General features: G+C 37.4%; 13 protein-coding genes. 8 read left to right on the top strand and 5 right to left on the bottom strand.

The features are described 5' to 3' along the window. Positions 1-1,695, bottom strand: coding sequence for a thiol reductant ABC exporter subunit CydD (gene cydD / locus H3T57_RS02660; RefSeq protein ID WP_198193103.1), 1,695 nt, complete (start codon positions 1,693-1,695; stop codon positions 1-3). A gap of 267 nt (positions 1,696-1,962) precedes the next feature. On the opposite strand from cydD, the gene H3T57_RS02655 reads away from it, so the two are divergent. Together H3T57_RS02655 and H3T57_RS02650 are read left to right on the top strand one after the other, a co-directional pair. Continuing rightward, a complete protein-coding gene (locus H3T57_RS02655) occupies positions 1,963-3,798 on the top strand; it encodes an ABC-F family ATP-binding cassette domain-containing protein (protein WP_198193102.1) in 1,836 nt (611 codons plus the stop codon). A gap of 164 nt (positions 3,799-3,962) precedes the next feature. Continuing rightward, positions 3,963-5,021 carry a tRNA-dihydrouridine synthase gene (locus H3T57_RS02650; protein WP_198193101.1) on the top strand — a complete coding sequence of 353 codons (1,059 nt, stop codon included), beginning with the start codon at positions 3,963-3,965 and terminating at the stop codon, positions 5,019-5,021. Between the two features lie 455 nt (positions 5,022-5,476). Here H3T57_RS02650 and H3T57_RS02645 read toward each other — a convergent pair whose 3' ends face one another. Next, positions 5,477-6,475 carry a Gfo/Idh/MocA family protein gene (locus H3T57_RS02645; RefSeq protein ID WP_198193100.1) on the bottom strand — a complete coding sequence of 333 codons (999 nt, stop codon included), beginning with the start codon at positions 6,473-6,475 and terminating at the stop codon, positions 5,477-5,479. A gap of 241 nt (positions 6,476-6,716) precedes the next feature. On the opposite strand from H3T57_RS02645, the gene secD reads away from it, so the two are divergent. Beyond that, positions 6,717-8,270 carry a protein translocase subunit SecD gene (gene secD / locus H3T57_RS02640; protein ID WP_198193099.1) on the top strand — a complete coding sequence of 518 codons (1,554 nt, stop codon included), beginning with the start codon at positions 6,717-6,719 and terminating at the stop codon, positions 8,268-8,270. 10 nt (positions 8,271-8,280) lie between these two features. Further along, positions 8,281-9,219 (top strand): protein translocase subunit SecF, encoded by a 939-nt coding sequence (secF, locus tag H3T57_RS02635; RefSeq protein WP_155565555.1) that lies wholly within the window; start codon positions 8,281-8,283, stop codon positions 9,217-9,219. A gap of 38 nt (positions 9,220-9,257) precedes the next feature. Here the strand turns inward: secF and H3T57_RS02630 are convergent, their stop codons facing one another. Next, a complete protein-coding gene (locus tag H3T57_RS02630) occupies positions 9,258-9,590 on the bottom strand; it encodes a hypothetical protein (protein WP_155569327.1) in 333 nt (110 codons plus the stop codon). A gap of 51 nt (positions 9,591-9,641) precedes the next feature. Further along, complete coding sequence (mscL, locus tag H3T57_RS02625) at positions 9,642-10,097, bottom strand: large-conductance mechanosensitive channel protein MscL (RefSeq protein ID WP_110438589.1); 456 nt, start codon at positions 10,095-10,097, stop codon at positions 9,642-9,644. Between the two features lie 213 nt (positions 10,098-10,310). On the opposite strand from mscL, the gene rpmE reads away from it, so the two are divergent. The 4 genes from rpmE to H3T57_RS02605 all read left to right on the top strand — a co-directional run bounded on the left by rpmE (position 10,311) and on the right by H3T57_RS02605 (position 13,050). Continuing rightward, positions 10,311-10,538 carry a 50S ribosomal protein L31 gene (gene rpmE / locus H3T57_RS02620; protein WP_110438117.1) on the top strand — a complete coding sequence of 76 codons (228 nt, stop codon included), beginning with the start codon at positions 10,311-10,313 and terminating at the stop codon, positions 10,536-10,538. A gap of 176 nt (positions 10,539-10,714) precedes the next feature. After that, a complete protein-coding gene (locus tag H3T57_RS02615) occupies positions 10,715-11,383 on the top strand; it encodes a DUF1013 domain-containing protein (RefSeq protein WP_155565557.1) in 669 nt (222 codons plus the stop codon). A gap of 2 nt (positions 11,384-11,385) precedes the next feature. Then, the gene (purE, locus tag H3T57_RS02610) at positions 11,386-11,895 is read left to right on the top strand and encodes a 5-(carboxyamino)imidazole ribonucleotide mutase (RefSeq protein WP_155569328.1); all 510 of its coding nucleotides are present in this window, start codon (positions 11,386-11,388) and stop codon (positions 11,893-11,895) included. Between the two features lie 27 nt (positions 11,896-11,922). After that, on the top strand, positions 11,923-13,050 hold the full coding sequence (locus H3T57_RS02605; protein ID WP_198193098.1) for a 5-(carboxyamino)imidazole ribonucleotide synthase: 1,128 nt from the start codon (positions 11,923-11,925) through the stop codon (positions 13,048-13,050). On the opposite strand, the gene H3T57_RS02600 is transcribed toward H3T57_RS02605, so the two are convergent. Further along, complete coding sequence (locus tag H3T57_RS02600; protein ID WP_198193097.1) at positions 13,040-13,675, bottom strand: RadC family protein; 636 nt, start codon at positions 13,673-13,675, stop codon at positions 13,040-13,042. The two genes, H3T57_RS02605 and H3T57_RS02600, sit on opposite strands and share 11 nt — an antisense overlap. Positions 13,676-13,780: the final 105 nt, after the last annotated feature.

Here is a 13,780-nt window from a genome sequence, read left to right as displayed (position 1 = left end):
TTATCCTTCCTTCTGACAGGAAATTATAAATCCATGATTTAAATTGATGTGTATACCAGGCAATTTTTGCCCCTGTTCCGAATGGGTGGCCATAATGACTGTTCTATTTTCAGTCAGTTTCAATAATTGATTAAAGATATCCCTCTCCGTTTCGGGATCAAGATGAGCTGTAGGTTCGTCAAGCAATAATAATGGGGCGTTTTTCAGATATGCTCGTGCAATAGCAATTCTTTGGGCCTGACCACCCGATAACCCATAACCGTTTTCACCAATTACCGTATCAAGCCCATGCGGTAAATCTAACAAATATCGATCTATCGCCGCCGCTTCAATGGCTTGTTGAAATTCTTGCTCGGTTGCGGAGGGTCTGGCAAACATAATATTCTCACGAATAGTACCGCAAAAAATAACAGGTTTTTGTCCGATCCATGCCATTAATTTTGACAATGAAGCAGCCGAATATTCGGTAATATCCAATCCATTTACCAAAACCTGCCCCTCATTAGGCTTTATAAATCCGAGAATCATTTCGATAATGGTTGATTTTCCTGCACCAGACTGACCTATCAATAAAGCTCTTTCCCCTGCCTTGATGTCGAAATTCAGGGAATGTAATATACGACCTCTTTTAGCGTCCCAATGATAGGAAACATTTTTAAAGCTTATTTCCACTTTATCATTGAAAGGAATATCCTTTACATTGGTTGAAAATTCATTTTTGACAGGCAATTCAACGATAGATACAGCCGTTCCGCCAAGTCGTGCCCTGTCCTGATAGGCCAGAGCCAAACTGCGTAGAGGACCAAAAAACTCCGGAATAATCAATAAAGTAAAGAGAATATGCGTGACAGGAATAGATTGTATTGAATGAATTTGGACAAATTGACTTCCATCCATCAACACTACCAGAATAATTGCGATAATCATCGCACAATCAATAGAGGCAGACGACAAGAAAGCAACCCGTAATATTTTCATCGTTCTCTTACGCAATTCATCTGCTGATAATGCAAGTCTATTGGCCATGTCATCTGATCGACCAGCCAATACAATCGTTGCAATCCCTCTTACTCTATCAAGAAATTGAGCCTGCAAACGGGTCATTGCCAAAAATTGCTTTCTTGCAGCCATGGCTGCTCCAATTCCAAAAATTGCCTGTGCAATAGGAACCATCAAACCACATAAACCCATAATCAACGCTGACCATGGTTGAACCAAATACACGAAAAAAAGAATAAGTAGTGGTGAGGCAATCCATAGAACCGATGCCGGCAACCATCGTGAAAAATAACCATCCAAAGATTCAACCTGATCAACCGCCAATGCTGTCAAAGCGCCACTTGATTGTCGCCTTAATATCGAAGGACCGATTTGCATAATATGATTGATAATCAAATTACGTAGGCGATGCCGTGCTTTAAGACCGATTTTGATCGTAAAGTCACCTTCCAAAAAAAATACGCATCCTTTGAGAAGCGATAGTAACAGATAAAATAATATCAGTATTGAAATTGGAAATTGTATTGGTATGGATGGAACCAAGATTTTTCCGATAATTTCAGCAATCACCCATGCCATACCGACAGCAATCAAGCTTGAAAGCAATCCTAAAATTACAAGAGGGAAAATTGCCTTTTTGCCAATTTTCGTTTGTAATCTTGTCCAGTTTTTAATTTTTGTTTTTTTATCAGGCATATAATCCACTCTTTATCACGATAAAAAGATGCATTGGCAATTCAATCTGGGTAATTTACAATTTAAAAAGTAAAATAAAAAAATTATCAGATTATTCAAAATTTCAGTAATTTTATTTATTCCCAAATTTTTAAAAACAAAATCAATTTATTTTCAAAATTTTGTCTATTTAATAAAAATATTTACATCTTCATATTTAATAAATATGTTCTAATATACAAATTTTCTTATATAGCAAACACTCTGTTAACCACATTATCTCATTATATGTCATCTCCACTTTTGCTTATACAAAATCTCTCTTACAGTTTTGGAGGTCACCCCCTTTTTACCGACCTGAATTTCAATATTGCAAATAATGAAAAATTATGTCTGGTCGGTAGAAATGGATCAGGGAAATCCACCTTATTCAAAATTATAATGGGATTGAAAAATAGAGATTCAGGAAATCTTTTTATACAGCCTGGCACTACCATTCAATGCCTATCCCAAGAACCTGATCTTTCTTATTTCACAAAAACCATTGATTATGTTTGTTCAGAATTACCCAGTCCGGATGATCATTTTCGTGGGCGAATTCTGCTTGAGGCACTGGGATTAACTGGTAATGAAAATCCTGCACATCTATCAGGGGGTGAAACAAGACGCTGTGCACTGGCCAAGGTTTTAGCTCCAAGACCAGATCTATTACTGTTGGATGAACCCACAAATCATTTGGATCTTCCAACAATAGAATGGCTGGAATCTGAATTAAAATCTTTATCTTCTGCGGTTTTAGTGATCAGCCATGACCGTCGATTTCTGGATAATATGGCAAAAGGCATTATCTGGCTGGATAGAGGACAGGCAAGGCAACTTTCCATGAGATTTTCCGAATTTGAATTATGGAGGGAGAATTTTTTCGAACAGGAAGCGCTGGAGTATCATAAGTTAAATCGTCAAATTGCAAGAGAGGAGGATTGGGTGCGTTACGGCGTTACCGCCCGACGCAAACGTAATGTTAGACGAATGGCGGAACTTTCAGAACTTCGTCTAAAAAGAAAAAACCATATACAGAATCTTTCCTTGGACACCCTACAATCAAGTGATGCAGAAAATTCCGGTAAAATTGTCATAGATGCAAAAAACATAACCAAATCCTATAATTCAAGAACAATCATAAATAATTTAAATTTACGTATTGTACGTGGAGATCGGCTTGGCATTATTGGTCCAAATGGTGCCGGCAAAAGTACGTTGCTGAAATTATTGACAGAGCAGGAACTGCCTGATCAGGGAGAAATCAAATTTGGAAGCAAACTTGAGATCAATTATCTAGATCAACACAGACAGATTCTTGATCCTGAAAAAACATTGGCAGAAACGCTGACACGTGGACGTGGAGATTATGTAGATGTCGGAGGTGAAAAAAAACACGTTATCGGATATATGAAACAGTATCTTTTTCAACCAGAGCAAGCAAAAACACCCGTGAAGGTTTTATCTGGTGGAGAAAAAGCTCGATTATTGCTTGCTTGTGCTTTGAGCCAACCTTCAAACCTGATGATTCTGGATGAACCTACGAATGATTTTGATTTGGAAACGCTTGATTTGTTACAGGAAGTGTTGTCCACCTATAAAGGGACCCTTATTCTGGTCAGTCATGATCGAGATTTTCTTGATCGAATTGCCACTTCAGTTCTTGTAGCTGAAGGTGATGGTATCTGGACAGAATATGCCGGTGGATATTCTGACATGATGGCACTTCATGAATATAAACAGGAAAATCTTATCAGGAAGACACAAAATAAATCGCAAAAATCAACATATTCAAAAATACCCATTAAACCAAAACCTAAAAAACTTTCATACAAAGACCAGTATGAACTGGATCATTTACCAGAAAAGCTTCAGAAACTTCAAATCTCTATAATGCAGCTGAACCAACATCTCAATGATCCAGGATTATATCAGAAAGACCCTGATTTATTTGAAAAATTCACACGGCAATTACTGGATAAACAAAAAGAACAAGAAAAACTTGAGGAAAGATGGCTTGAATTGGAAATCTTGCAGGAGAATTTGAAGTCAAATGATGAATTAAGTAATTCATCTAATCAGTAAAACCTGTAATTTTAAATTATTTGTTTTACCTGATTGAATTGTCTGTCATGACAGCCATATATTTTGTAATATGTTATAGGAATGACATGAAATATCAAGCAACTGCCGGCTTTAAATATCAACAATTTGAAAATCACGTATAATCATAAGGAGGAACCCTCTTCATGGAAAATCATAACCATCCATTTTACAATCCAAGGTTAAGTTATGAGGAAAACTACCAGAATGGCCCTTTTGGAGATTTTACACAAAAACCGGAAATTTCTATTGTAAACCAACCTTCTGTTCATTTTCTGGGAAATAAGATTAATCTACCATTCGGTATTCCCGCCGGACCTTTACTCAATGGCAAATATGTAAAGGCGGCACTGGACTGGGGATATGATTTGTGCGTCTATAAGACGGTCAGAACAAAAAAATATAAATGCCATCCCCTTCCCAATGTCTTGGCTGTCCATCCGGAACATAGACTTTCAGAAAATGTTGATACAGTATTAGCTGATCAAAATTATGATTTGCCTTTATCCATAACAAACTCTTTTGGTGTCCCCTCTTTTGATCCAGATATATGGCAACCTGACATGGAGGACGCAGTTAATTATGCAAAACCTGGACAGGTTGTAATCGGCAGTTTCCAGGGCACATTGGGTGTTACCAATCATATCGAGGAAAATTATGCAGAAGCGGCCCGTTTGGTCGATGAGACAGGTGTTCCCCTTCTAGAGGCAAATTTGAGCTGTCCCAATGAAGGGGTAAATAACCTTTTATGTTTTGATATTGATAAGGTTGAACGGATTGCCCACGCGATCAAGAATGCTGTACCAGATAAACCATTGATGCTTAAATTGGCTTATTTTAAAGATAACAAACTTCTTTATTCTTTTCTTGAAAGATTGGCTCCTATCGTTGACGGCTTCTGCGCAATAAACACCCTTTCCGCAAGACCTGTGACCTCTCAAGGTAAACAGGCTTTGGGAGAGGACCGTCCAACAGGAGGAGTTTGTGGTGATGCAATTCGTTGGGCCGGAGAAGAAATGGTTTCCCGGCTATATGAATGGAGAGCCAATCATAATGAAAAATTTGTCATTACAGGTGTTGGGGGAGTCAATAGTCCTGAACATTATCGAACATATCTTTCCCTGGGTGCTGATGCTGTCATGAGTGCAACCGGCGCGATGTGGAATCCTGCGCTAGCATTACAAATAAAAAAGGCGCTTCAATAATTTTTTACATTAAATCAAGTTATCAAAATAAAAATACTTTCGATAACTTGATTTAAAGACTTCTCATGCTAATTTTTTATTTATTTCAAAAACAATAACCCTGTATTATTATAAATGTCATTTAATCTATATTATGACGATTTAACAGTTCATTTTTTAGTAAATGATTATATAATATTGTCCTGTTTAAAAATCTTAAAATGTAATCCTAGATAGCATAAAATCATTTGCCACTGGATCATATCATTTTCACATCAATATTAATTTTTATGGAAAATTAATTGTGAAACTTCAAAAATTAATACTGCAAAACTTTTTATCATGCTGATCATTTCCGTCGATGTGAAAAAAGCATTATTTACCATTTCTTCATAACAATTAGCACAAATCATCAAAACTGCTTTGTTACATCATGATAAATTACAGAACTATATCCCTTTAAAGATATATTAATATTAAAAGCTATTTGTTTTAGAATTCAATAATCCAGAAACCTGCATTCGCTCTCTTGATTCTTTTATACTTTTGATCACCGCCAATGCTGCATTCAAAGCCCTTCGCCCCGCAACCCCATCCACGAGAACTGGTATTCCATCAAGACAGGATTTTACAAAAGCATGATGCTCAGCCTCGATATTATCATGATCTTTCCATTTCACCACTTCTCTTCTAAATCCATTGGTACCAGGTAAAGGCATACCCTTTTCTTTTCCAATCATGACCAATTGATTTTCCATAAAATCAGCCGATAAATACCCTTCTTCGGAAAAAATTCGCATTTTACGCTCAGTTTTTAAGGAAATACGACTGGCTGCAATGGTCGCAACGCATCCATTTTCAAAAGTAACCCGAGCATTTGCTATATCTTCGAATTCTGATGTCACAGATGCACCCAACGCATCCACTTTTCGTATATGAGATGGTACAATAGCTAGAACAAGATCGAGATCATGGATCATTAGATCAAGAATAACAGAAACATCAACCCCTCTCGGCTTGAAAGGTGCAATTCGCATGGTTTCAATATATAAAGGCTTCTTTATACGTTCATGTATAACTTTCTGTTCCGCTGAATAACGTAAAAGATGCCCAACTTGCAAGACAAGTCCACCACTATTTGCCAGATCAATGAGATGATCAGCCTGATCAAGCGTTGAGGCAATCGGTTTTTCTATTAGAACATGCCTACCTTTTTCAAGGGCCTCAAGGGCCAATTCATAATGAAATTCGGCAGGTGCGGCAATAATCAAGGCATCACAAGATTGTAACAGCTGATCAAGTGGCATATAGGGAACATTACCGGCTTCTTTTCCAACTTTTATTGCATTGCCAATTGCTGGATCATAGATACCGATCAGATTTTCACGCTCTGCTTTAAAAGATTTTAAAGCATGAAAACGACCAAAATATCCCGCCCCAGCAATACCCACACGCAAAATCGACTGTTCTGCCATTTGTTTTCTCGCTTTATATTAAATTTAAACTTACAATTTTTCTTAAATTTGGATAGAAAATAAAATATTCTTAAACGTATTTAAACATTGTTTTTATTTATAATGCTATATATACCTTGCCATATAATATATTATAACCAAAACATATTGCATCGAATAACATGACAACGACCCTGTTGTTAAACGTTCCCTTTAACCATTTTCAGTCCATCGGGACAAAAAGGATTTAGTCGTTACTGCGATGATGTATTACAGTCGAACAAAACTTGCCCTGGTTTTCGCCACTTGTTTCATGGGGCTATTATTATGTTTACCCAATTTTGTTAAACATCCATCTTTTAAGATACCTTGGCATCAGATCCATCTTGGCCTTGATTTAAAAGGAGGATCCTATTTACTGATGCAGGTGGATGTGGAGACCATCAGCAAAAACCGTTTACAGACGTTGAGTGACAATGTTCGGCAAACCCTTATTTCCAAAAATCTAGGTTATCGCAATTTACATATGGTTCCCAAAGATCATACCATTGTTTTTAATTTGCGTGATCCAAGTGAAAAAGAGGGTGTTTTATCTGCATTGAGATCAATGCCAAAAGCGGTTCCCAATGAATTTGAGGTTAGTAATAACAATGATCAAATTAGAATGGAACTTTCAACTGATGCAATGCAGCACCGCGCAAGCGAGGCGGTAACTCAATCCATTGAAATTGTTCGCAAACGTATCGATGCAACAGGTGCTGTCGATCCATCCATAACCCGTCAGGGTACAGACAGAATCATTGTTCAGCTACCGGGCGTCAGTGATCCGAACCGGATTAAGCAATTACTTGGTACAACAGCTAAAATGACATTTCACTTATTGGATGAAAATGCAAACCCAAACCTACCTCCACCCGGTGTAACATTTCTCCCAACAGCTGGAAATGAAAATGAAAAATTACCAATACGTGATCATATTGAAGTTGACGGTGCCGACCTAACAGGAGCAAGTGCTGGATTTGATCAGCAAAATGGCGAATATGCAGTGAATTTCAGTTTTGACAATGCAGGCGCACAAGCTTTCGCAAATGTTACCCGTGCCAATATTAACAAACGTTTCGCTATAGTGTTGGATAATAAGGTTATAGAGGCACCTGTCATTCGGACTCCAATCACAGGCGGGAATGGTCAAATTACAGGCGGATTTGATGCGCAAAAAGCCACTGATCTTGCCTTACTTTTACGAGCGGGTGCCTTGCCTGCTCCGCTAAAAGTGATGGAAGAACGTTCAATTGGTCCATCACTGGGGGCTGATGCTATCAGGGCTGGAGGATTGAGTCTGGTAAGCGGTTTTGTCTTTGTCATTATTTTTATGCTTCTATTTTATGGTCGTTTTGGTCTCTATGCGAACATCGCTTTATTTGCAAATCTCGTATTGATGAGTGCCATTTTATCTCTTTTCGAAGCGACACTAACCTTGCCAGGTATGGCGGGAATGCTTCTAACCCTTGGAATGGCAGTTGACGCAAATATTCTTATCAATGAACGCATTCGCGAAGAAACACGTAATGGCCGTACGCCCCTTAACGCTTTACAAACTGGATTTGATCGTGCTCTCAATACAATCATCGACAGTAACGTCACCGCTTTCATTGCACACGTCATGTTATTCATATTTGGAACGGGTGCGGTCAAGGGATTTGCATTGACTATCACCATTGGTATTGTTACGACCCTTTTCACCACCTTATGCCTCTCTTGGATGCTGACAATTCGCTGGTATGCTGTCACCCGCCCTAAAGAACTTCCGATTTGAAAGAAAGAATATGCTTGGTCGTCCTTTATTACATCTCGTCCCACATGGCACAAAAATTCATTTTATGCGTGGACGCTTTGCCGGCCTGATAACATCAGCGGTTTTATCTGTTGCATCAATTATTCTTTTCTTTCATCCCGGCTTGACATTGGGACTGGATTTCCGTGGCGGTATTGTGGTTGAAGCGCAAACTCCTGAACCTGCTGATTTTAGCAAATTGCGCAAATTTTTATCTGATGCCGACATTACAGCAGCTGGATTACAACAATTTGGTGGGAAAAATAATGTCCTGATCCGGCTTGACGCACCCAAAGAAAATAATGGCGATGCAACCCAGATCTTGATCAAAAAAGTCAGATCAGCCGTTACAAATTATGAAACTGGTACAAAAATTGTACGAGCCGATGCTGTTGGTGCCTCTGTTTCCTCTGAATTATTCAGAAATGGGCTTTTGGCACTTGGAATCAGTCTTTTTATGATTATGATTTATATCTGGTTTCGATTTGAATGGGAATTTGCACTTAGCGCCATTATAACCTTGCTTCTTGATTTAACAAAAACAATCGGATTTCTTGTAATCACACATTTTGAATTCGATCTGGTCATGGTGGCTGCCATCTTGACAATTCTAGGCTATTCAACAAACGATAAAGTTGTCGTATATGATCGAGTAAGGGAAAATCTAAGAAAATATCATTCTATGCCATTTCAAGAATTGCTTGACCTATCAATTAATGAAACGTTAAGCAGAACCCTTGCCACTTCGTTTACCGTGTTTTTAGCCGCTTTACCTCTTGCTCTGTTCGGTGGTGCATCTCTTTCTGGTTTTGCGTGGGTAATGTTATTTGGTATTGTTGTGGGAACGTCTTCCTCCATCTTCATTGCCGCTCCCCTGCTTCTATTTATGGAAGAGGGAAGCTTGAGAAGAAAAACCAAAAGATCATCCTAGAATTATTTTATGAGCAGTTTAAAAGAACTGCTCAATTTTTAACGAATATTATTTTTATTCAAAGACTGTATCAGTATTTCCACAGAATTTTTTGCATTTTTCAAATTATGATTATTCGGTTTCGATAATGCCATCATAACGTAATGTTTTGCATTTTGATCCCTTAAAAAAATATCCTGGAAATCAGTCAATGAAACAGAAGATAAACTACCTAGATAACCAATACACATACCATGAGTAAATATGTAATTGTAGGCAATGGAATGTGGGGTTAAGCGTTCAGATGACTTTAATGAATTCTCTTGTGATTGACAGGCACTCAAGGGAAACAAAAAAAGGGTTAATCCTAATAAAACATATCGCTTAAACATTTAAAACTTCTTTGTTCCCATAGACTTGTGATCAATTTATCAAAAATTGATCTAGGATTGTTTTCTGTTTGCAAGAATGTCTCTTATTTCCTGCAGTAAAACTTCCTGTTTTGTTGGTTGTGCGGCTTTAACTTCTTGCTGCGTCTTGATGCGATTATAGATATCATTCAACCCTCTGACAATCAGGAAAACAACAAATCCGATAATTAGAAACTGAATAATCGTGTTGAGAAAAACTCCAAAGTTTAAAGTTACCGCACCTATTCTTTGTGCCTCGGCCAGTGTTTTAACATGAGGTCCCTTTAAGGTGATAAATAAATTACTGAAATCGACACCACCTAGAAACAAACCAATAATGGGATTGAAAATATCATTCACCAAACTTTTAACCACACTTGTAAAAGCGGCACCAACGATAATACCCACAGCCAGATCAACAACATTACCCCGCATGATAAAGGATTCAAATTCATGTATCCATTTAATGCTCCTACTTTTTTTAGCCATATTTTCATTACCCATTTTCATTTCCATTCAATTGCTCTAAAAAATAGTTACGTATCAATTATATTTGAAAAAAGAATTTTAAATAAGAAAAAAATGTCAAACAGTAAAAAATAACAAAGAAGAGATTGATTTCGAGCAGTAAAATGACTATAAATACATTTTCTTTCTCCGTCTGTTAACGGAGTTTTTTTTACAATCTGTTAAGAGAAAATCATGAAAAACGATATCCATCCAGATTATCACGAAATTACAGTCGTCATGACAGACGGTACTGAATTCAAAACCCGTTCCTGTTATGGCTCTAATGGCGATACATTGCGTCTTGACGTAGATCCTAAATCTCATCCTGCATGGACCGGAGTTCAGCGTATCAATGATACACGAGGTCAAGTTGCGAAATTTAACAAGCGTTTTGCTGGTATCGGACAAAAAAAGGTTTAAATAATTAGATTATTTTATTAACCTTATTGATGTAAGGGTGACTTCATCACCCTTATCTCAATCAAATAAAATTACTAAATTACAGCTTTTAAAATAGTCTATATTGTTTTAACTTAAAATTTACAGTTTTAAGTTTTTAATAATATTCTACTCTATTTTTATCATACAGGATTGTCATGACCTTACCTCTTATGCCTAAGGCTACCGCAGTATGGCTTATTGAAAAAACTGCTTTAACCTTTAATCAAATTGCAGAATTTTGTGGCATGCATCCTTTGGAAGTCCAGGCAATTGCCGATGGCGAGGTAGCTCAAAGTATCATTGGCTATGATCCTGTTGCTAATGGCCAGTTAACCCAGGAAGAGATTAATCGCTGTGAGGCTGATCCAGATCGAAAGCTAAAACTATCAGCAAATCGCATGCAAATCGTCAAGCGATCAAAAGGCGCAAGATATACTCCCATTTCAAAGAGAAATGATCGTCCTGATGCAATTGCCTTCCTGTTAAGAAACTATCCCCAATTGCTAGATCAGCAAATTGCCAAGCTTTTGGGGACAACTAAAGATACAATTGCCAAGGTAAGAGATAAACAGCATTGGAATTCCGCCAATATTAAACCACGTGATCCAATCATACTGGGATTATGCAGTCAAATGGATTTAAACAGTGCTGTTGCCGAAGCGAACAGACGTGTTGAGAAGGATGAGACGGATACCTCTTCCCTTAATCCCTCAGAAACAACAGAACATCAGGAATCTTCAGAAACAAAGAAAGAAGAGCTAGATATCAATCATATATTTTCCAATTATTCTGAAAAAAACAATCAATCCGACGATCTAAATTAATTATGCCATTACCCCATCCCTCTTCATCAAATATCTCCCTTGCTGTTGGTGTTATTATGGGCAGCCAGTCGGACTGGGATATTATGAGTCACAGTGCTGATATATTAAAAAAACTTGATATATCACATGAAGTAAAAATTGTATCGGCTCATCGTACACCCGATCGATTAAGGGAATATGCAATATCCGCTGTTGAACGGGGAATCAGGGTTATTATTGCAGGCGCAGGTGGGGCTGCACATCTTCCCGGTATGGTTGCCGCCTGGACACATTTGCCAGTTCTTGGTGTACCAATGCAAACCCATGCCCTAAACGGCAAGGACAGTTTGTTATCAATTGTGCAAATGCCTGCAGGTATTCCGGTTGGCACCCTGGCCATCGGAAAAGCTGGGGCCATTAATGCGGCACTTTTGGCAATATCTATCCTATCTATCGCTGATCAGTCAATCGCCCAACGCTTAGTTTCCTGGCGCAAAGCACAAACAGATTCTGTCGCTATTTCTCCACTTTAATTATACATTATTAAATAAGAGGGACTTATGCTCTTACCTAATTCAACCATAGGAATCGTTGGAGGCGGACAATTAGGCAGAATGTCTGCTGTAGCGGCGGCACGTCTTGGATTTAGAACACATATTTTATCTGACATTATGGATGCCCCTGCCGCTCAAGTGGCTTCTGGCATTACGGTTGGATCTTATCATGATCAATCAATTTTAAAACAATTTGCTGAACAGGTTGATGTAATAACATTTGAATTTGAAAATATAAATATAGAAGGAATAGAATATCTTGCCACCGTACGACCTGTTCATCCTTCCAGCAATGTCTTAAAAATCAGCCAAGACAGGTTTCTTGAAAAAGACTTTTTAAATCAACATGATATTCCAACCACTCAATGGATTTCTGTTTTTCAGTTAGAAGATGGCATAAATGCGGCAGAAAAACTGGGATTTCCTTTTATCCTTAAAACCACTAGATTGGGATATGATGGTAAAGGTCAGGCCGTTATCCGTACCGACGAAGAATTCAAAAAAGCCTTTAAAAATTTGAATCCTCATCCTCTAATTGCTGAAAAAAAAGTAAACTTTTATAAAGAAATTAGCGTGATGGTTGTTCAGAATGAACATGATGAATTACAAACATTCGATGTTACTGAAAACCGACATAAAAATGGAATTCTTGACCTCAGTATCGCACCAGCCCGAATTACCTCAGCATTGCAAAATAAAGCCAAAGAGATCGCAGTTAAGATAGCCCAGGCTCTCAAACTTGTTGGTATCTTGGGAGTTGAAATGTTCATTGATGATCAGGATAATATTCTTGTCAATGAAATAGCACCCCGTCCTCACAATTCAGGACATTGGACAATGAATGCCTGTCCCTTTGACCAATTTGAAATGCATATTCGTGCTGTCGCAAATCTTCCCTTACCGCCTATAGCTCGACATTCGGATGCCATCATGAAAAATCTTATAGGCTCCCAAACACTGGAATATTGGCCAAAAATTTTGGAAAATGATCGAATGATAGGACATTTATACGGAAAAAAGGAAGCAAAACCGGGTCGAAAAATGGGACATGTCAATATAAATTTTCCATATAATGGTTTACCCGGAGAATTCGGAATTAAAGCGGCGTTATCATTTCTTTGTTCTAGGGATTAAGCAATCCACTTTCCACAAAAGAAAAATAGATACCATTCCCGATTATTATATGATCGGCGATATCAATATTAACTGCTTCCAAGGCTTCAACTAATATATATGTTAACTTTTTATCCGCTTCCGAAGGTAACGCTATTCCACTGGGATGATTATGTACCAGAATCAAGGATTCAACATCGAATTTAAGAGCACATTTCGCTATTTCACGGATATGGATGGATGTGGTACTCACGGTTCCTGAAGCTTGATGACTGATTGAAATGATATGGGCATTCCTATCGAGAAGAATAATATAGAAATGTTCAATCGTTTCTCTTGATAAGAAAGCAATTAGATAATCGGTTAAATATTTTTTAAACTGTAGAATGTTTTTATTATAAATTTCTGATTTCAAAATACGTATACTTGCTGCATAAATAAGGGAAATAAACGCTATATCCTTTTCAGATAAATTAAATTCCTCAATTAACTGATTTTTGTCATAGGTAAAAAGATGCGGAAAAGATCCAAGTTTTGTTAGAATATTTTCTTGCCAATTTTCATTATGCTGTTCAAATTTCATCCATTGGGATAACAAAGTTAAATATTGTGAATCAGACTTTATATTATCTTGTTTTTCTTTCATAAAACTGTGCATTTTCATATTGAAAACATCCTCAATTCTCAAAATATTGATTCTTTATGTTCGAATAGGATAAGTTCTTCATTAATACAGTTTAAATATTAATTA

The sequence above is a fragment of the Commensalibacter sp. W6292M3 genome (genome assembly GCF_016101315.1).
Classification (GTDB): domain Bacteria; phylum Pseudomonadota; class Alphaproteobacteria; order Acetobacterales; family Acetobacteraceae; genus Commensalibacter; species Commensalibacter melissae.
The sequence above is the reverse complement of the archived record's forward strand: the minus strand, read 5'-3'. Positions and strand labels throughout refer to the sequence as shown.